The sequence below is a fragment of the Phreatobacter aquiterrae genome (assembly GCF_053471285.1).
In genome coordinates, this window is record NZ_JBJPHW010000011.1 from 61,101 (window position 1) to 79,027 (window position 17,927).

A 17,927-nucleotide genomic window follows, 5' to 3' on the forward strand; every position below is an offset into this window, starting at 1 on the left:
TTCCCCCTGTTCGTCAGCGCGTCGACTGGGCGCGGCGCGGGGCCGGTCGGGCGGGCTGCGCGGCCGGGACTGAGGGCGGGTCGGCCCATTCGGCCTGGGCGGCAACCTTCACGGCGGCATCGGGTTCCGTTCTGGCAGCGAAGGTCTGCACCGCGAGGCGGGCCGCCACCAGGGTCTGCGGGTCGAGGCGGGCTGCCACCTCGTCACGCTTCTTGCCGGCGTCCTGATCGCCGCCGGCAGACGCGAGGGCAAACCACTTGTAGCTTTCGGCGAGGCTCTGGTCGACGCCGAGGCCGCGGGCATAGAGGATACCCAGATTGTACTGGCTGTCGGCCACGCCATGCTCGGCGGCGCGGCGGAACCACTCGGCTGCGGTCTTGTAGTCCGGCCGGGGCGTTGCCTGGCCCTGGGCATACATGACGGCGAGATTGTGCATGGCCTTGGCGTTGCCCGCTTCGCCGGCGCGCTCGTAGAGGCGGCGGGCGCGCTCGTAGTCACGCAGGACGCCGGTGCCCTTCTCGTAGAGGCTGCCGAGGCGGTACTGGGCGGGCGCGATGCCGGCGTCGGCGGCGCGCTGGTACCATTTCGCCGCCTCGGCGGCGCTGACGGCTACGCCGCGTCCCTCAAGATAGCGGGTGGCCATCTCGTAGGCAGCCAGCGGATCGCCCGCATCGGCGGCGGCCTTGAGGGCCGCCGGAACCGTCACGGCGCGGCCGGTGCGGGTATCGACGGGCTGCCAGCCGGTCGGCGACACGGTGGTTCCCGACGGACGCGGGGTGCGCGCGGCCGTGACCGAGCCGGTCGTCTCGGGGACGGCCGCATCCTGTTCCGAGGCCGGTCCCGGAGCCGGCGACGGCGTCTGCGGCGCAGCGCCGGCCGGCGGCGGGGTCAGGATGGTGTCTGTCGTCGGGGGGACGAGGTCGACGGGCGCGGATGTCGCGGAGGCCGGAGCGAAAGCGGGGGCAGTCGCGGGCGCTGCGGTGGATGCCGGTTGAACCGGCGCCATCGGAACGGTGGCCTGCTGGCCGCCAGTGGCGCTGATCAGGCTGCGGATCTTCGGCATGGTCGCGATGCCGGCCGCCAGAACCAGCAGCGCGGCCGCGATCCCCATCAGGATCGTCTTGCGGTTGACCGAGATGACGGGCCTTGCCGAGGCATCCGCGGCGACATCCATGTCGGGGACGAGCGTGACCGGCTCGACCATGGTCGGCGTGGGAGCGACGGCTGGTGCCGCCCCGGAGACGTCAGGCTGCTTGCGCCAGCGCGGGGCCTTCACCTCGGAGGCCGCCGGCCGGATCTCAAGCTCCGGCTTCGAAGCACCGCGGAACCGCGCGAAGAAGCCCGCCTTGGCAGGAGCGTCTGCATCGTCCCGATGAGCCGGTTCGGCCGCGGCTGCCTTGGCGGCACGACGGGCGGCGGCGATGAAATCGGTCTTTGCACCGGCGGCAGGCGCTGCCCCGGGTGCGGGGGGGCGCACACGCGGCGCGCCGGAACCCGGTTCGAGCGGAAGATCGCTGCTGATCGACGGACGCGCCAAGGCGGCCTGACGGGCGGCCGGTGGGGCGGCGCGTTCGGCAGCGGCGGGCGTCGCCGGAGGCATCCTGACCTTGTCGACGGCCGGCTCCGCGGCCGGGGGCGCGGTGGCGGGGCCAGCGGCGGGTTCGATCTCGGCGATGCGGCGTGCGACGCGTTCGAAGGTCTGCTGGACGGCGTCGACGGTGCCGGTTCCCTTCTGGTCCAGCGCCTCGCGGGCGAGGCGCATTTCGGCGATCTCGCGGCGCAGCGCTTCCACCTCGGCGTCGCTGGCCGGGGAGGGGATTGCCGTCACGGCATTACGGGCTGCGCGCTCGGCGGCGTCGATGGAACTCGCCCGGATATCCTCCATCTGGGCGAAGAGGTCGGACAGGCCGCGCTCGATGGTGCCGAGCTGGGCGAAACGGCCGTCGGCCGCATCGATCTTGGCGGCGAGCGACAGGATGTGCCGCTCGATGTCGGCCAGCGCGCCGGGGTCGTCGGGGCGGGCGTGGCTGTCCTCGAGCTTGTCGGCGAGGCGGCGCAGGGCTTCCTCGAGCTGGGGGTTGGAGGCAGCTGGAACGGCCTGGCGCGGGGCCGCCGCGAGCCTGTCGGCGATCTCGCCGATTCGCGTTTCGATCGCCGAGGTGATGGCCTCGATGTCGCTGCCGCCCTGGCGCGGCACGACCATGTCGTCGATCCGGCGACCCAGCGCCGCGATCTGCGCGGCGAGATCCTCGATGGCATCCCGCGAGACCGTATCGGCCAGCATGGCGCGGATCGCCGTCGTCTCGTCGGCGAGCTTTTCCATGAGGCCGCCGGTGATGCCGCGGGTGGCCAGCGTGTCGATGCGGAAGGAGATCGCCTTCAGTTCGTCGGCGATGCCCTCGGCCGGCATCATCCGTGCGAGCGTCCGCTCGAACTCGCGCACGAGGGCCTGCAGCGGCTCGGCCGCCAGCCCCTGTGCGCTCGCCTGTTCGAGCCGGTCGGCGAGCGCGTGGACCTCGGATTCGAGCGATTCGACCGCCTTGCGGGGAGCAAGGTCGGTCAGTTGTTCGGCCATGGCGGCGATGTCGGCCCGCAGTTCGGCGACCGCATGGTCCTGCTGGCCGGTCTCGCGCTCGGCGATTTCCCGGCGCATCTGCTCGATGCGGCCGGACAGGCCCTTGATCTCGCGCTCCAGGCCGTCGCCCGGCGGGGCCCCCAGGGCATCGATGCGCTGCGACAGGCGGCCGATTTCGCCGGCAAGAGCCGAGGGCTCGCCGTTGCGGGGGGCTGCCGGCCGGGCCTGGGCGAGGACCGCGTCAATCTGGCGGGACAGGGCATCGAGCTTCTCGGCAATCGGCGCCATGTCGGGGGTGGAAAGCGGAGGAGCTGCGACGAGGGCCGCAGCAGCCTGCGGCAAGAGTTCGGCGCGGCCGCCGGCGAGGGCCTTCTGGCGGGCGGCAATCTCCGCCACGGTCTGGTCGATGTCCTGTCGCATCGCCCGTCGCGGGGTCGCCGCGGGCGCTTCTCTGGCCATGTGCGGTGCAGTGTGCGGCGAGGCTGCCATGTCGAGTTCGCGGATCGTCCGGGCGATGGCGTCGAGCTGGGCGGTATGATCGGACCGCCCCGACGCGGAGGCCGAGGTGACGGCCGGCAGCGCAGCCTGCGGGAGGACGGCAGCGGTAGCGCGCGGCGCGCCGATCCGCTCGACCGCCTCGATGGCCGCTGCCGAGCGTCGCTCCGAGATTTCCGCGAGGCGGGCGACGGCATCGAGGGCGCGCACGATATCGCCGTGATCGCTGCGGCCGAGGGACATAAGGGGAATTGCGGTCCCCGATTCGCGGCGGGTGACCGCGTCCAGCCGCTTGGAGATCGAGTCCAGCCGGCGCGTGACGGTTGCAAGGCCCGTGTCCGGCTCGGGCGGAGCCGTGTCGGCGGCCTGGTCGCTGATGACGGTATTGAGCCACTCCCCGAGGGACATGCCCGCGCGGCGGGCCGCCTCCTTGGCGGCCTCCCTGGCGTCGTGATCGACGCCCTTCACGCTCCAGGGCACGGTGTGTCGCATACCGGGTCCACACACTTGGCGGTTGGACGCACCGCAACCGTCCGTCTCTGGACGACCGATTGCGATCGGGGCATTCTCAAGCGCGAATCCATGATGCGCCTTGCGAACACTCCCGCCCTGCAATCTTGGCGCTCATGGTAAATGGAGGGTTAACGCCGCGTTTTTTTGTTCAAACCGCAGCGGCGGGCTTAACCGTTAAACCGCTGGTAAGTGATTGTGGGCGTTGCTGGATGGTGCGCGCTGCCCTGCCCTAACGGTAAGTAACGTATCGGAATGACCTGTTTGACTCCCCCGCTAAGGCTCTATCCGGTATGAGGGGTCCCATCCACGAATGAGGTTTCCTCGCGAGCGAGGATGGAGCAGAATATGGAACGGAAGGCATTTATGACTCGCAACAACGACGACGACGTCTTCTGGATCGAGGATGACGCCGAGGCCGCCAAGGCGGGTCCGGCGGTCTACACGATCGGAGATCTCGCGCGCGAGTTCGACGTCACCCTGCGCGCCCTGCGCTTCTATGAGGACAAGGGTCTTCTCTCGCCCCGTCGCGAGGGTCTCGCCCGCCTCTACAGCGCCGCCGACCGCGTGCGTCTGCAACTGATCCTCAAGGGCAAGCGTCTCGGCTTCACGCTCGCCGAAATTTCGGAAATGGTCGAGGCGCATGAGCGCAACGATGCCGGGCCGGACCAGCAGCTGAAGCTGTCGCGCGAAAAGTGCATCGAGCAGATCGCCCATCTCGAGCAGCAGAAGCGCGAGATCGAGGAAGCGATCGTCGAGCTCAAGCGCACCCACGACACGCTGACCCAGATGATCGACCGCAGCCGCTGAGACCCTGTCGCGGGGGTCGGTCGTCCGGCTCCCGCCTGTCTCTGGCGCGCCCAACTGCCTACGCTGACGATATCGCGACCTTCCGAAGGCGGGCTTGCCCGGTGCCGCGCTTCCTGCCATGCGGTGGCCTTTCGGCAGCCGCGCGGAACCCCTTCATGACGACCACATCCAAAGCCGCTCGCCCGGGCGCCCGCAAGGCGGCACTGTCGCTGTCGAAGGACCGCATCAGGATCCTTCTTCTCGAGGGCATTTCCGATACGGCCGTGGGCGTTCTCGAACAGGCCGGCTACACGGCCATCCAGCGTCTGCCCAAGGCGCTCGACGGGGCGGCCCTCGCCAAGGCGATCCGCGGCGTCCACCTTCTCGGCATCCGCTCGCGCACCCAGATCACTCCGGAGATTCTGGCCGCCGCCGACCGCCTGATCGCCATCGGCTGTTTCTCGGTGGGCACGAACCAGGTTGATCTGGTCGCCGCCAACCGGGCCGGCGTCCCGGTGTTCAACGCGCCGTTCTCCAACACCCGCAGCGTCGCCGAACTCACGATCGCCGAGATCGTCATGCTGTTCCGCCGCATATTCCCGAAATCGGTGAAGGCGCACGAGGGCGGCTGGGACAAGTCCGCGGTCGACAGCACCGAGGCGCGCGGCAAGGTCCTCGGCATCGTCGGCTACGGCAATATCGGCTCGCAACTGGCGGTTCTCGCCGAGGCCATGGGCATGCGGGTGATCTATTTCGACCACACCGACAAGCTCAGGCACGGCAATGTCGAGCCGGCCGACAGCCTCCACGACCTGCTTGGCCGCTCTGATGTGGTGTCGCTGCACCTGCCCGAAACGCCCGCCACGCAGGGCATGATCGGCGCGCGCGAAATCGCCGCGATGAAGAGGGGCGCCTATCTCATCAACAATGCCCGCGGCACCATCCTCGACCTTGAGGCGCTGGCTGAGGCGCTGAAATCGGGCCACCTGAGGGGCGCGGCGGTGGACGTGTTTCCGGTCGAACCGTCCTCCAACGCGGATGCCTTCGTCAGCCCCCTTCAGGGTCTCGACAACGTCATTCTCACGCCGCATGTCGGCGGCTCGACCGAGGAGGCGCAGGAACGCATCGGCGCCGAGGTGGCGCGCAAGTTCATCGACTATTCCGACATCGGCTCGACCTGGGGTGCAGTGAATTTCCCGCAGGTGCAGTTGCCGGTCCGCCCGGCGGGCACCCGCTTCATCCAGGTGCAGCGCAATCTGCCCGGCGAACTCCGGCGTCTCAACGACGTCTTCGCCGACAGGGGCATCAACATCGCCGCGCAGTACTACCAGACAGATGGCGAGATCGGCTACGTGGTGCTCGACGCCGACGGCTCGGTGGCCGATGCCGAGGCGGTGCTTGACCAGATCCGCGACCTGCCCGGCACGATCCGTGCGCGCCTGCTCTACCGCGGCGGCTGACCGTCCCAGCGGCACGGTAAGGAATCGTTCACCACGATCAGGACGATTGTCTGAAAATGCGATGCAGTCCGGGTACCCGGGCGGTTCCCGCGCGTTGACCCCTCAACACGAGGAGCGTCCCATGCCGCGTATTCTGCTCATCGTTACCCTGTTGGTTACCCTTTGCGCGGTCGCCGCGATCCTGGCGACGGCCGGACCGGCGCCCCAATTTGCCCTCCAGACAGGTTGAGGCGCGCAGTCCTTCGCCGGGCATGCCGCCCGGACTGCAGCGTCTCGGCCCTTCGGCACATTTACAGTCCGTCTCCTCGTGCTAGCGTTCTCGCCATCCGATCGCGGCATCCCGAACCAACGGGCGCCGAGCCAGCATTCGAGGATACGCCATGGACACCTTCTCACCGGCCCGCACCACCCATTCCTGGCGCCTCAACGTCTCCTGCGATCCGCTGGTGCTGACGGAGGAGCCGCGCCCCGAACCGAAGGGCCGCGAGGTGCTGATGAAGGTCAGCCATTGCGGCGTGTGCCATTCCGACCTCCATATCCGGGAAGGCAAGTACAACATCGGTGGCGGCAGGTCGCTCAACCTGTCTGACCGCGGCCTGAAGCTGCCGCTGACCCTCGGCCACGAGATCCTCGGCACGGTCGAGGCCGTCGGACCGGACGTGACCACCGTGAAGCCGGGCGACCGGCGCCTGCTGCACACCTGGATCGGCTGCGGCGCGTGCCCGCTCTGCAAGTCGGGCGACGAGAACCTGTGCGCGGCGCCGCAGTTCCTCGGCGTGCAGGCCCGCGGCGGCTTCGCCGAGCATGTGCTGGTGCGCGACGAGGACTTCCTCGTCGATGTCGAGGGGCTCGATCCGGCACTCGCCGCCACCTATGCCTGCTCCGGCGTGACGGTCTTCAGCGCCGTCAACAAGATCCGCCCGCACCGCGAGGGCGAGAAGATTGCCGTCTTCGGCATCGGCGGCCTCGGCCAGACGGCCCTGCAGCTGCTCAAGGCGCTCGGAATGGGGCCGGTGATCGCCGTCGATCCCTCGCCGGAAAAGCGCAAGATCGCCGAATCCATCGGCGTCGCCGCGACGCTCGATCCGAACGCGCCGGATGCCGCCAGGCAACTCTCCGCCTTTGCCGAGGGCAAGCTTGCCGCCGCCCTCGATTTCGTCGGCGCGGAGGGCACCACGACCCTTGCCATCAACGCCCTGCGCAAGGGCGGCCAACTCGTCATCGTCGGCCTGTTCGGCGGCGAGCTGCGCTATCCGCTGCCCTTCATCCCCATGCGCGCCATTTCCATCCGCGGCTCCTATGTCGGGTCGCTGAAGGAGCTGAAGGAATTCGTCGCCCTGGTTCGCAAGGTGAACCTGCCGCCGATCCCGATCGAGAAGCGGCCGATGAGCCAGGTGAACGAGGCGCTGCACGATCTGGAAGCCGGCAAGGTTGCCGGCCGCATCGTGCTGGAAGCCGAACCGGCCTGATCCGGCAGCGGTGATGGCCTATCTCGCCGGCGTCGCCGTCACGCGCTTCGGCAAGCATCCAGGCCGGGACGCGGTCGAGCTGATGGAGGAGGCGGCGCTCGCTGCCCTCTCCGATGCCGGTCTGCCGCGCGAGGCGGTGGACGGCCTCATCTCGGGCTATGCCACGACCTACCCCCACCTGATGATGGGCACGGTGATGGCGGAGCGGCTCTCCATCCGCCCCCGTCACGCCCATCAGGCGCAGGTGGGCGGGGCGACCGGGGCGGTCGCCATCATTCTCGCCCGCCATCTCATCGCGGCCGGGGCCTGCCGGCATGTGCTGGTTCTGGGCGGCGAGAACCGGCTCACCGGCCAGAGTCGCGACGATGCGGTCAAGACGCTGGCCGGCGTCGGCCACCCCGTCCACGAGGTGCCGCTCGGCGCCTCCATCCCGGCCTACTACGCGCTCGTGGCGGCGCGCTACCTGCACGAGACCGGCGCCAGCGAGGCGGATCTCGCCGAGCTCGCGGTGCTGATGCGCCGCCACGCGGTGGCCCATCCCGGTGCGCAACTCACGAGGCCGATCACGTTGGCGGATGTGCTGGCCTCGAAGCCGATCGCCACGCCGCTCAAGTTCCTCGACTGCTGCCCGATCTCGGACGGTGCTGCAGCCGTGATCGTCTCGGCGGAACCATTGGCGAAGGCCTCCATCCGCCTGGCAGGATGGGGCGAGGCGCACACGCACCAGCACGTCTCGGAAATGCCCGATGACCTCGGGCTCGGCGCGAAGGTCGCAGCGGCTCAGGCCTTCGACACGGCAGGCCGCAAGGCGGAGGACATGCGGCTTCTCGGGCTCTACGACAGCTTTACGCCGACGCTCGCCATCTTCCTGGAGGCCCTCGGTTTCGCTGCGCCCGGCAGGGCCGGGCAAGCGGCCCGCGAGGGCCGGTTCAGCCGCGATGGCGCCTCGCCTCTTAACCTCCACGGCGGACTGATGTCCTACGGCCACCCCGGCGTTGCCGGCTTCCTCGCCCATGTGGTGGAGGTGGTGCGTCAGATGCGGGGGGAGGCGGCAGGGCGGCAGGTGAGGGACGCGCCGCTCGCCTATTGCCACGCCGATGGCGGGGTCTTCTCCAGCCATGCCGGCTTCGTGCTGGAGCGGACGGCATGAGCACGCCGATGCTCCAGTCCTGCAGCGCCTGCGGCCATCGCTGGCAGTTCCGTCGCGCCGCCTGTCCGGCCTGCGCCGCCACCGATCCGCAGGAGGTCGAGGCCGGGGGAGGGGGTTCGGTCTGGTCGGTGACGACTGTGCTGCGCGCACCGCTGCCCGAGTTTGATGTGCCGGGCGGCTATGGCATCGCCCTCATCACCCTCGATGAGGGGCCGCGCATCATGTGCCGGGCGGAGCCGGGGCTCGCCATCGGCGACCGCGTGCGGGTGACGGTGGGCGATGACGGGCTGCCGCTGGCGACATCCACCTGAGCCGTAGTGGTTCCGGCCTGATCAGAACTTGAAGACGCTGGAGGCGGCCGACTTGCTCGCCTCCTTGGCCCCCATGTCCATCTCAAGCCGCGCGATCTCGATCTTCAGGAGCGCGATCCGCTCGGCGAGTTCGTGGACCGACAGCGCCGACAGGTCCTGACCCAGCACGTGGGCGGGCGGCTTCGGGCGCGGCTTCAGGTCGTCCTCGAACATCGTGGGCTCCTCCTCGCGGACTGGCATTGGTGTCGAGCCAAGGCTACACCGTCTCACCCCGCTCTGTCGAAACCGGATGATCCGATGACCGCCGTTCCCTCGACCATGACCGCCATCGCCATTCCCGTCCCGGGTGGCCCCGAGGCGCTGGTTCCTGAGACGCGTCCCGTGCCGACCCCGGGTGTGGGCGAGGTGCTGGTGAAGATCGCCGCGGCGGGCGTCAACCGACCCGACGTGCTGCAGCGGGCCGGCGGTTATCCGCCGCCGAAGGGCGCTTCCGACATCCCGGGCCTGGAATTCTCCGGCGAGGTGGTGGCGTGCGGGGATGGCGTCACCCGCTTCAAGGCGGGTGACAAGGTCTGCGCGCTCGTTTCCGGCGGCGGCTATGCCGAATATGCGGTGGTGCATGAGAGCAACGCCCTGCCGGTGCCGCAGGGCCTCTCCATGGTGGAGGCGGCCGGCATCCCCGAGACCTTCTTCACTGTCTGGTCCAACGTCTTCGACCGCGGTGGCCTGAAGGCCGGCGAGACCATCCTCATCCATGGCGGTACGTCGGGCATCGGCGTCACCGCCATCCAGCTCGCCAAGGCCTTCGGTGCGACCGTCATCACCACGGCCGGCTCGGAAGAGAAGTGCGCGGCGGCCAGGGCGCTGGGCGCCGACCACGCCATCAACTACCGCACCACCGATTTCGTCGAGGCGGTGAACGCCATCACCGGCAAGCGCGGCGCCCATGTGATCCTCGACATGGTGGGCGGCGACTATGTCGCCAAGAACCTCGCCTGCGTCGCCGCGGACGGCCGCATCGTGCAGATCGCCTTCCTCCACGGCTCGGAGGTGACGGTCGACCTGCGCTGGCTCATGCTGAAGCGCATCACCTTCACTGGCTCGACGCTGCGCATCCGCGACACCTCCTTCAAGGCAGCGCTCGCCGGTGCCCTTAAGGCCCAGGTCTGGCCGCTGCTGGAGAGCGGACAGGTGAAGGTGGTGATGGACTCGACCTATCCCCTCGTGGAGGCCTCGAAAGCCCATGCCCGCATGGAGGGCAGCACCCATATCGGCAAGATCGTGCTGACGGTGTGAACGGGGAGTCCGGGGACTTGCACCGCGCGAGTGCGTCCTTCGAGGCTCGCTTCGCTCGCACCTCAGGATGAGGTGGGTCGTGCATTGCACCTCAGCTCCATCAAGCCGAGAAGGTCGAGCCGCGTTCGACGCTGATGCCAGCCGCTACAACCTCATCCTGAGGCGCGAGCCCGCAGGGCGAGCCTCGAAGGACGCACTTGCCCGATGCAAGGCTCCCACTGGCGGGAACGCCCTCACGCCCCTGCGGGCAGCGCGTAGGGGCTCTTGTCGCGGGCGATGAACGCGCCGGCCCCCATGGCGCCGACGACCTTGCCGTCGTCCACCACCGTCTTGCCCCTGGCGATGGTCATGACCGGCCATCCCGTGACGGCGAAGCCCTCCCATGGGGTGTAGTCCGAGCCGTGGTGCAGGATCTCCTGCCGAATCGTCTCCTTGCGGTTGGGGTCCCACAGGACGATGTCGGCATCGGTGCCGACCGCGATGGTGCCCTTCTTCGGGTAGAGACCATAGAGCTTGGCGTGGTTGGTGGAGGTCAGCGCGACGAACTCGTTCATCGAGATGCGCCCCTTGGCGACGCCCTCCGACCAGAGAACCGGCATGCGCGTCTCGACGCCGGGCAGGCCGTTCGGCACCCACTTGAACGAGGTGCGGCCCTTGTCGGTCAGCTTGCCGCGCGGACTGTCGTAGAAGAACGGGCAATGGTCTGACGAGAAGGTCTGGAATACGCCCTGTTTCAGGCCCTCCCAGATCGCCTGCTGGCTGTCGGTGTCGCGCGGCGGCGGCGAGCAGACATATTTCGCGCCTGACATGTCCATGTTCAGGCCCTTCATGTCATCCTCGGTGAGGGTGATGTATTGCGGGCAGGTCTCCGCATAGACCTTCAGGCCCCGCTGGCGCGCCCAGCGGATCTGCTCCATCGCCTCCCGTCCCGAGACGTGGACGATCATGATGGGAACGTCGAGCAGTTCGGCATGGCTGATGGCGCGGTGGGTGGCCTCGCGCTCGATCACCTGCGGGCGCGAGGGGCCGTGGTAGTAGGGCGCGGTCTTGCCGGCCGCCTCCAGTCGCTCGGTCAGGAACTTGATGTTGTCGTAGCCCTCGGCATGGACCATGACCAGCGCCTGCTCGCGGCGGGCGACCTCGAAAACCTCCAGCAACTGGCGATCGGACAGGACGAGGTCGTCATAGGTCATGAAGACCTTGAACGAGGTGCAGCCGTCGGCGAACAGCGCGGGGAGCTCCTGGTTCAGCACGGTCGGCGTCGGGTCCGAGACGACGAGGTGGAAGCCGTAGTCGATATAGGCCTTGCCCTCGGCCTTGCGGTGGTAGTCGCTGACGCAGGCGCGCAGGGATTCGCCCTTCACCTGCATGGCGAAGGGAATGATCGTGGTGTTGCCGCCGGCCGCCGCCGAGCGGGTGCCGCTCTCGAAACCGTCGGCCATGGTGACGTCGGGGCCCGAGGGCTGGTCGAGATGGACGTGGCTGTCGATGCCGCCCGGCATGACGATGAGACCGGATGCGTCGATCGTGCGCGCGGCTTCGGTGATGTTCTCGGCCAGCAGCGCGATCCTGCCGTCCTTGATGCCGACGTCGCAGCGGATGGTGTCCGAGGCGGTGACGACGGTGCCGCCGCGAATGGCGAGGTCGATATCGAGCATGACGGCAGTCCCTGGATCATCGGCAGAAGGGCGCCCGCGCCGGGCCTCCTCTGGCACCGCATTTTCGGGCAGGCGTCAAGGGCCGCGCGCGGCCGCCGCGGGACCGGCGCCGCGACCGGCTGCGCGAGTGTGACGCCGGTGGTGCAACGCGAAGAATCGGCGCCTGCACCGGGGCAGGTTAACCGGGGGTTAACCTTTCCATACTATCAAGGAAATCGTTCAGTTCGCTGGACGCGAGTGGCTCCTGTCCACTCTGTTTGACGCCTCCCTGTATTCCACTTCAAGGCCGCCTTCGGGCGGCCTTTTTTTGCCTCGGAACGCCATGATTTCGGGCTGCTGGCGCCGGATGAAACTTCGGCCTTGGCACGGCCTTCTTTTCGTCGTCTCATCACTTCTGCCAGACGCGGCAGGTCCCGTTTCGGGACGGCAGGGGCTGGCATCCGCCTTGCTGCATCAGACCTGAGAGTTCATTCCTGTCGCCGTTTACCTTCCCTTAAGCAAACGCTTTACAGGGGAGTTGGAACGACGGCACACACGGGTCTTGAGGGAGTTGTTGCGTGATGTCGCATGAAAGCGTTCCGTCCGTCGTCGAGCCCACCGTCGCCTTTGGCGCCCGGCTTGCCAACTCCCCTGCCTTCAAGGAGTTGTTCCGTGACGGGATGGGCCTCGTGGAAGAGACCGCCGCCTATCTCGACGGTCCCGGCCGCACGGAGAGCCGCAATCTCGACCGTGGACCGGCGCTCGCCTACGCCACCGAGAGCATGCGCCTGACCACCCGCCTGATGCAGCTGGCATCTTGGCTTCTGCTGCAGCGCGCCGTGAACGAGGGCGAACTCACGCAGGAACAGGCGGCGCAGGAGAAGTCCAAGGTCCGGCTGTCGTCTGTCGGCGCCGCCACCCCGCAGTCCACCATCGAGGAACTGCCCGAGGCGCTCGCCGCGCTCATCGGCAAGGCCATGCGCCTGCAGGAGCGGATCGTTCACATGGACCGCCTGCTGTTCGGCGGCCAGCGCGCGATGCCGGACGCCCCGGTCAACGCCATCTCCAGCCAGATTGACCTTCTGGCCAATGCCTTCGGCGTGCGTCGCTGATCGCGTCCGGCGGCGCTGGATTTTGCCTGATCTCCCGCCTATAAGTCGCGCCGACCTGTAGCCGGCGCTCAGCGCGGCGCGTGCCTTCCAGCGCCCCCGACACCGGCAGACTACCGCCGAGGGGGGCATATGGCCGGCCATTCACAGTTCAAGAACATCATGCACCGCAAGGGCCGCCAGGATGCGGCCCGCTCGAAGCTGTTCGGCAAGCTGTCGCGCGAGATCACGGTGGCGGCCAAGATGGGCCAGCCTGACCCCGTCTTCAATCCGCGCCTGCGCGCCGCGATCCTCGCCGCCCGCGCCGAGAACATGACCAAGGACGCGATCGAGCGGGCGATCAAGAAGGCCTCGGCGGGCGACGCCGAGAACTACGAAGAAATCCGCTACGAGGGCTATGGTCCGGGCGGGGTTGCCGTCATCGTCGAGGCGCTGTCCGACAACCGCAACCGCACCGCCTCGGAAGTGCGCTCCTATTTTACCAAGTCCGGCGGCAACCTCGCCGAAACCGGCGCCGTGTCCTTCATGTTCGACCGAGTCGGCACCATCGAGTTCGCCGCCGAAAAGGCCTCCGCCGACGACATGCTGGAGGCCGCCATCGAGGCGGGCGCCGAGGACGTCGTGTCCTCCGAGACCGGCCACGAGATCACCACGGCGGCCGACGCCCTCGCCGAGGTCTCCAAGGCGCTGGAGGCGAAGTTCGGCGAGCCGAACAAGACGGCTCTGACATGGAAGCCGCAGACCAATGTCGCCGTCGACGACGAGACCGGCGAGAAGCTCCTCCGGCTGATGCACGCGCTCGACGAGAACGACGACGTGCAGAACGTCTTTTCGAACTTCGAATTGTCCGACGCGCTTATGGCGAAGATGGGCGGCTGACGGCCGGCGTCAGCCTCGCAGCAGCCTGTCGAGCAGCGGCAGGCTGGTGAGCGCGGCGGCGGCGATCACCGCGAAGGCCACTGGGCGGAACATGCGCGGGTCGGCCTTGTCGAACAGCAGCGCACCGAGGCCGATGCCGACGCCATAGGGCAGGATGGCCCAGGCGGCGATGCGGAACACCTCGCTGGTGTAGATGCCGGCGAGGGCCAGCAGGCTGATCGAAATGATCGAGGCCGGCACGAAGAAGGCGACGGACGATCCGCGCACCCCGGCATTGTGGCTGGGGCCTGCCAGCCAGAACAGCGACAGCGCCATGCCGCCGAGGCTGGCGAGCCCCGAGATGAGCCCGGAGGCGACCCCCGTCGCCAGCGTCGCCGGCAGGCCGGGCGAGCGCTCGATGCGTCCGACCGCCAGCATCAGGGTCAGGACCAGCACGATCGACAGCGAGGTGACCCAGCGCACCGACGTCGGGTCGATGGTCGTCAGCAGCCAGACGCCGATGGGCAACCCCACCACATAGCCGACGAAGAGCGGGCCGATCTCGCCCCAGCGGGCATGGCGCCAAGTGGAGCGGAGCATGGCGAACTGCATCACCGCGTCGATGATCGACATGATGCCGATGGCCGATTTCGGGCCGAGATAGGCGCCGGCGACCGGCATGAAGATCATGGCCGAGCCGAAGCCGGTGTAGCCGCGCACCATGCCGGCCAACAGGGCGGCGACGAGGACCACGATCGGCGGAGGGGGGCCGAGGCTTGCGAGAATATCCACGGGGGAGGGAGCTTTCGGCGGGCGTTTCCAAGGCTTTTTGTTCCGATTAGAAGGATTTTCGGCGGACGGGAACGGGCTGCGGCGCGGGGCACGCCTGCAAATGGGCTAGATTGCCGGCATGAACGGCACGATTCGCATTCTCGGCATCGACCCGGGCCTCAGGCGCACCGGCTGGGGCGTCATCGACGTCACCGGCAATCGCCTCGCTTTCGTCGCCTGCGGCACGGTCACGTCGAACGACAAGACGGACCTCGCCTCGCGCCTCGCGGAACTCCACCGCGGCCTTTCCGACGTGCTCGCGGCCTGGTCGCCGGAGGAGGCGGCGGTGGAGCAGACCTTCGTCAACAAGGGCGCGACCGCCACCCTCAAGCTCGGCCAGGCCCGCGGCATCGCCATGGTCGTCCCGGCGCTGGCCGGCATCCCGGTCGCCGAATATGAGCCGAACAAGGTCAAGAAGTCGGTGGTCGGCGCCGGGCACGCGGAGAAGAACCAGATCCACATGATGATCGGCATTCTGCTGCCCAAGGCCGACCCGAAGACCATGGACGCCGCCGATGCGCTGGCCATCGCCATCACCCACGCGCATCACCGCGGAGGGGCTGGGCGGTGGTGAGGCCTCTTGCCGCGATCCGGCATTTCGGCATGGGATGAGGGCGCAAGGGGGAATGCCATGACCGATTTCAGGACGATCCGGGCACGCGCCGCCAAGCGCAAGGGTGGCGAGGCGGTGCTGGCGACGCTGCTGCCCCCGGTGCCCGGCAGAGCCGCGCTCGCCGCCGTCACCGACGACCGCGTGCTGGCCGAGATGGCAAAGCGGGTCTTCTCCGCCGGCTTCGTCTGGAGCGTCATCGAGAAGAAGTGGCCGGGTTTCGAGGAGGCCTTTCTCGGCTTCGTGCCGCAGGCGCTCACCTTCCAGCCGGACGAGTTCTGGCATGACCTCGCCCGTGATGGCCGCATCGTGAAGAACCCGCAGAAGATCAAGTCGGTGAGGGAGAACGCCGCCTTCGTCACGGCGGTGGCGCAGGAGCACGGCTCCTTCGGCAAGTTCCTGAGCGAATGGCCGGCGGAGGATCAGATCGGCCTGCTCGACGTGCTGGCCAAGCGCGGGTCGCGCCTCGGCGGCAAAACCGGCCAGTATTTCCTGCGCTTCATCGGCTATGACGGCTTCGTCACGTCGAAGGACATGGTGGCGGCGATGCGCGATGCGGGCGTCGACGTCGCGGCCGAGCCGACCTCGAAGGGCGATCTGAAGAAGATCCAGGCGCAGATCAATGACTGGGCCAAGGCGACGAAGCTGCCGCGCACCCACATCTCGCGCATCCTCGCCATGTCGGTGGGCGAGAACTATGCGGTGGAGAAGCTGCAGAGCTACATGGGGGACGAGTAGAATCCAGGTGGGTTGCACCCTGCATCCGCGGAGTGCGTCCTTCGAGGCTCGTTCGCTCCGCTCCTCGCACCTCAGGATGAGGAGGTTGGGTAAACCTGCATCGGGGTTCGAGGGGGCAACACGGGCGGCCTGTTTGACTGTGGTGCGATCCACCACCCTCCTCATCCTGAAGTGCGAGCGCCCGGCGATGCGTCAGCATCGTCCGGTAGCGAGCCTCGAAGGACGCACTTCCCTGATGAAGGGCGACAGGCCCGACGGCCCGCGAATCCGCTATAAGCACCTCCTCGAACCGGCGGGGCCACCATGATCGGCAAGCTCAAGGGCACCATCGACAGCTACGGACCCGACTGGGTCATCGTCGACGTCCACGGCATCGGCTACGTGGTTCATTGTTCCTCCCGCACGCTGCAGGCGCTGCCCGCGGCGGGCGAGGCGGCGGTCCTCTCGATCGAGACCATGGTGCGGGAGGACATGATCCGCCTCTACGGCTTCGCCAATGACCTGGAGCGCGAGTGGTTCCGCCTGCTGCTTGCCGTGCAGGGGGTGGGCGCCAAGGTGGCGCTCTCCGTCCTCTCGGCGCTGAAGGCCTCGGACCTCGCCAATGCCATCGCGCTGCGCGACAAGGCGGCCATCGGCCGGGCCAACGGCGTCGGACCGAAGGTCGCCGAGCGCATCGTCACCGAACTCAAGGACAAGGCGCCCGGGTTCACCGACATCGACCCGGCGCTGGCGAGGCTCGCCGGCGATGTCGACGAGAAGCGTGTGGCGGGCCCGGTCGCCGACGCCATCTCCGCGCTGACCAATCTCGGCTATGGCGCGCCCCAGGCCGCCGCCGCCATCGCCGCCGCCGCGAAGAAGGCCGGCGAGGATGCCAATACCCAGACCCTGATCCGCATGGGGCTGAAGGAACTGTCGAGCTAGGGGAGGTTGCGTTGGGACTTAAGGTATCCACAATCGCGCGTTTGCCCGTATCGACTGACAGAGACTACTTTATCTACTTCTTGGATTATGGTTGGGATGAACCCCTAACTCGCGCCATGTACAATAATTTTGACCAGTTGGCGGAGTTTGCTGCAAATAACCAGTCTCTTGTGATTGTTGGCCTGAATCGGACAGAATTTGCAAATGAAGTTCTGAGTTGGCATCGTGTCAATGGGGAGAGTGCGGAGGACCTTCTGCCTGCCATTATGATTACTGACTGTGATCCGCGTCTCTTGGCCGAATCTAACGAGCAAAGATTCGGCGACCGCCATCGAGATAAAGCCAAACCCGAGCGCTTCTTGCTGATTCCGCTGGCCGAGCATTGCAAGACTAAGACTGATGTGGCTCAGATGTTCGAGCGCATTAAGCGATCGATCGAAAGCAAGACCCCCTTGAGTGATTTCGAGGTTGTGCGTGAAGTTAGAAGGGCCGATTCTGGTTTATCGGATGTCCTCGTCCTTAAACCGAACGTGTTTGGCATCGGACTTGACCTGAATCGCATATGGGAAATTGGCAGGGAACGGCTCTGGCCTACGAAGAAGTAGATCGATTTCTCACGCCACTTTCTTCGCCAGCCACTCCTTTAATGCTTCATCGATGCGTGTCTGCCAGCCGGCGCCTTCCGCCTTGAAGGCATCGACGACCTCGGGAGACAGTCGGATGGACACCGGCACCTTGGGCCGGGGTTTGCGCGGCCGGCCGCGGCGGATCAGGGTCTCGCCTTGGTAGAGGTCAGCATGGACGAAGAAATCCTCGTCCAGTTCCGGTGCGTCATCCGGATCGACCCAAGGCTCCTTGTCAGGTGCCGGTGTCGCCGATATGGCCGGCATACCAAGCTTGCTCCCGCTCATTCGCCTTCCTCATGGAGATGATGCGGCGGGCTTCCCCGCGCGGTGTCCAGACGATGACTACCATCCGCTCGGCCAGATGGCCGACGGTGATGTAACGTGGTTCGCCGTAGTCGAATCGCGCGTCGAGCCCCGTATAGTTCGGACCGGCAAACACGCGGTGCGCATCGGCGAAATCAAGGCCTCGCTCGACGAGCGTGAGGTTTCGCTTGAAAGGATCGAACGTGATCTCGACCACTTTTTTAATGTATACACAAAAA

Annotated in this window: 18 protein-coding genes; 12 read left to right on the plus strand and 6 right to left on the minus strand. The window is 67.5% G+C overall.

Translation table 11 applies throughout. The annotated features are described in order from the left end of the window. Positions 1–13: 13 nt before the first annotated feature. On the minus strand, positions 14–3,562 hold the full coding sequence (locus ACJ4V0_RS16630; protein ID WP_448300716.1) for a tetratricopeptide repeat protein: 3,549 nt from the start codon (positions 3,560–3,562) through the stop codon (positions 14–16). Positions 3,563–3,946: 384 nt separating this feature from the next. On the opposite strand from ACJ4V0_RS16630, the gene ACJ4V0_RS16635 reads away from it, so the two are divergent. The 5 genes from ACJ4V0_RS16635 (at position 3,947) to ACJ4V0_RS16655 (ending at position 8,759) form a co-directional block, all read left to right on the plus strand. Then, positions 3,947–4,390, plus strand: coding sequence for a MerR family transcriptional regulator (locus ACJ4V0_RS16635; protein WP_448300717.1), 444 nt, complete (start codon positions 3,947–3,949; stop codon positions 4,388–4,390). A 155-nt stretch (positions 4,391–4,545) separates the two neighbouring features. Beyond that, a complete protein-coding gene (serA, locus tag ACJ4V0_RS16640; RefSeq protein ID WP_448300718.1) occupies positions 4,546–5,829 on the plus strand; it encodes a phosphoglycerate dehydrogenase in 1,284 nt (427 codons plus the stop codon). Positions 5,830–6,209: 380 nt separating this feature from the next. Then, positions 6,210–7,298, plus strand: coding sequence for an alcohol dehydrogenase (locus ACJ4V0_RS16645; protein ID WP_448300719.1), 1,089 nt, complete (start codon positions 6,210–6,212; stop codon positions 7,296–7,298). 13 nt (positions 7,299–7,311) lie between these two features. Then, on the plus strand, positions 7,312–8,448 hold the full coding sequence (locus ACJ4V0_RS16650) for a thiolase family protein (RefSeq protein ID WP_448300720.1): 1,137 nt from the start codon (positions 7,312–7,314) through the stop codon (positions 8,446–8,448). Next, a complete protein-coding gene (locus tag ACJ4V0_RS16655; RefSeq protein WP_448300721.1) occupies positions 8,445–8,759 on the plus strand; it encodes a Zn-ribbon domain-containing OB-fold protein in 315 nt (104 codons plus the stop codon). Before ACJ4V0_RS16650 ends, ACJ4V0_RS16655 begins: the two co-directional genes overlap by 4 nt. 21 nt (positions 8,760–8,780) lie before the next feature. Here the strand turns inward: ACJ4V0_RS16655 and ACJ4V0_RS16660 are convergent, their stop codons facing one another. Then, positions 8,781–8,972, minus strand: a complete 192-nt coding sequence (locus ACJ4V0_RS16660) for a DUF1192 domain-containing protein (RefSeq protein ID WP_448300722.1) — start codon at positions 8,970–8,972, stop codon at positions 8,781–8,783. An 84-nt stretch (positions 8,973–9,056) separates the two neighbouring features. On the opposite strand from ACJ4V0_RS16660, the gene ACJ4V0_RS16665 reads away from it, so the two are divergent. Further along, positions 9,057–10,055 (plus strand): NAD(P)H-quinone oxidoreductase, encoded by a 999-nt coding sequence (locus tag ACJ4V0_RS16665; protein ID WP_448300723.1) that lies wholly within the window; start codon positions 9,057–9,059, stop codon positions 10,053–10,055. Between the two features lie 233 nt (positions 10,056–10,288). On the opposite strand, the gene hydA is transcribed toward ACJ4V0_RS16665, so the two are convergent. After that, positions 10,289–11,713 (minus strand): dihydropyrimidinase, encoded by a 1,425-nt coding sequence (hydA, locus tag ACJ4V0_RS16670; protein WP_448300724.1) that lies wholly within the window; start codon positions 11,711–11,713, stop codon positions 10,289–10,291. Positions 11,714–12,273: 560 nt separating this feature from the next. Here hydA and rcdA point away from each other — a divergent pair. Together rcdA and ACJ4V0_RS16680 are read left to right on the plus strand one after the other, a co-directional pair. Further along, the gene (gene rcdA / locus ACJ4V0_RS16675; protein ID WP_448300725.1) at positions 12,274–12,804 is read left to right on the plus strand and encodes a protease adaptor protein RcdA; all 531 of its coding nucleotides are present in this window, start codon (positions 12,274–12,276) and stop codon (positions 12,802–12,804) included. A 129-nt stretch (positions 12,805–12,933) separates the two neighbouring features. After that, complete coding sequence (locus ACJ4V0_RS16680; protein WP_448300726.1) at positions 12,934–13,680, plus strand: YebC/PmpR family DNA-binding transcriptional regulator; 747 nt, start codon at positions 12,934–12,936, stop codon at positions 13,678–13,680. Positions 13,681–13,689: 9 nt separating this feature from the next. On the opposite strand, the gene ACJ4V0_RS16685 is transcribed toward ACJ4V0_RS16680, so the two are convergent. After that, positions 13,690–14,451: a sulfite exporter TauE/SafE family protein gene (locus tag ACJ4V0_RS16685; protein ID WP_448300727.1), complete on the minus strand. Its 762-nt coding sequence runs from the start codon at positions 14,449–14,451 to the stop codon at positions 13,690–13,692. Positions 14,452–14,569: 118 nt separating this feature from the next. Here ACJ4V0_RS16685 and ruvC point away from each other — a divergent pair, with 118 nt between their 5' ends. The 4 genes from ruvC to ACJ4V0_RS16705 all read left to right on the plus strand — a co-directional run bounded on the left by ruvC (position 14,570) and on the right by ACJ4V0_RS16705 (position 17,364). Then, complete coding sequence (ruvC, locus tag ACJ4V0_RS16690; protein ID WP_448300728.1) at positions 14,570–15,064, plus strand: crossover junction endodeoxyribonuclease RuvC; 495 nt, start codon at positions 14,570–14,572, stop codon at positions 15,062–15,064. A 57-nt stretch (positions 15,065–15,121) separates the two neighbouring features. Then, on the plus strand, positions 15,122–15,838 hold the full coding sequence (locus ACJ4V0_RS16695) for a DNA-3-methyladenine glycosylase I (protein WP_448300729.1): 717 nt from the start codon (positions 15,122–15,124) through the stop codon (positions 15,836–15,838). 303 nt (positions 15,839–16,141) lie between these two features. After that, positions 16,142–16,759, plus strand: a complete 618-nt coding sequence (gene ruvA, locus ACJ4V0_RS16700) for a Holliday junction branch migration protein RuvA (protein WP_448300730.1) — start codon at positions 16,142–16,144, stop codon at positions 16,757–16,759. A gap of 11 nt (positions 16,760–16,770) precedes the next feature. Beyond that, positions 16,771–17,364 (plus strand): hypothetical protein, encoded by a 594-nt coding sequence (locus ACJ4V0_RS16705; protein ID WP_448300731.1) that lies wholly within the window; start codon positions 16,771–16,773, stop codon positions 17,362–17,364. A 9-nt stretch (positions 17,365–17,373) separates the two neighbouring features. Here ACJ4V0_RS16705 and ACJ4V0_RS16710 read toward each other — a convergent pair whose 3' ends face one another. Further along, a complete protein-coding gene (locus tag ACJ4V0_RS16710) occupies positions 17,374–17,670 on the minus strand; it encodes a BrnA antitoxin family protein (RefSeq protein WP_448300732.1) in 297 nt (98 codons plus the stop codon). Next, complete coding sequence (locus tag ACJ4V0_RS16715) at positions 17,618–17,905, minus strand: BrnT family toxin (RefSeq protein WP_448300733.1); 288 nt, start codon at positions 17,903–17,905, stop codon at positions 17,618–17,620. Before ACJ4V0_RS16715 ends, ACJ4V0_RS16710 begins: the two co-directional genes overlap by 53 nt. Between the last annotated feature and the right edge of the window lie 22 nt (positions 17,906–17,927).

Excerpts from the sequence above, each read along its gene's own strand:
- ACJ4V0_RS16630 (WP_448300716.1), bottom strand. The coding sequence starts at position 3,562 with ATGCGACACACCGTGCCCTGGAGCGTGAAGGGCGTCGATCACGACGCC.
- ACJ4V0_RS16635 (WP_448300717.1), top strand. The coding sequence starts at position 3,947 with ATGACTCGCAACAACGACGACGACGTCTTCTGGATCGAGGATGACGCC.
- serA (WP_448300718.1), top strand. The coding sequence starts at position 4,546 with ATGACGACCACATCCAAAGCCGCTCGCCCGGGCGCCCGCAAGGCGGCA.
- ACJ4V0_RS16645 (WP_448300719.1), top strand. The coding sequence starts at position 6,210 with ATGGACACCTTCTCACCGGCCCGCACCACCCATTCCTGGCGCCTCAAC.
- ACJ4V0_RS16650 (WP_448300720.1), top strand. The coding sequence starts at position 7,312 with ATGGCCTATCTCGCCGGCGTCGCCGTCACGCGCTTCGGCAAGCATCCA.
- ACJ4V0_RS16655 (WP_448300721.1), top strand. The coding sequence starts at position 8,445 with ATGAGCACGCCGATGCTCCAGTCCTGCAGCGCCTGCGGCCATCGCTGG.
- ACJ4V0_RS16660 (WP_448300722.1), bottom strand. The coding sequence starts at position 8,972 with ATGTTCGAGGACGACCTGAAGCCGCGCCCGAAGCCGCCCGCCCACGTG.
- ACJ4V0_RS16665 (WP_448300723.1), top strand. The coding sequence starts at position 9,057 with ATGACCGCCGTTCCCTCGACCATGACCGCCATCGCCATTCCCGTCCCG.
- hydA (WP_448300724.1), bottom strand. The coding sequence starts at position 11,713 with ATGCTCGATATCGACCTCGCCATTCGCGGCGGCACCGTCGTCACCGCC.
- rcdA (WP_448300725.1), top strand. The coding sequence starts at position 12,274 with ATGTCGCATGAAAGCGTTCCGTCCGTCGTCGAGCCCACCGTCGCCTTT.
- ACJ4V0_RS16680 (WP_448300726.1), top strand. The coding sequence starts at position 12,934 with ATGGCCGGCCATTCACAGTTCAAGAACATCATGCACCGCAAGGGCCGC.
- ruvC (WP_448300728.1), top strand. The coding sequence starts at position 14,570 with ATGAACGGCACGATTCGCATTCTCGGCATCGACCCGGGCCTCAGGCGC.
- ACJ4V0_RS16695 (WP_448300729.1), top strand. The coding sequence starts at position 15,122 with ATGACCGATTTCAGGACGATCCGGGCACGCGCCGCCAAGCGCAAGGGT.
- ruvA (WP_448300730.1), top strand. The coding sequence starts at position 16,142 with ATGATCGGCAAGCTCAAGGGCACCATCGACAGCTACGGACCCGACTGG.
- ACJ4V0_RS16710 (WP_448300732.1), bottom strand. The coding sequence starts at position 17,670 with ATGAGCGGGAGCAAGCTTGGTATGCCGGCCATATCGGCGACACCGGCA.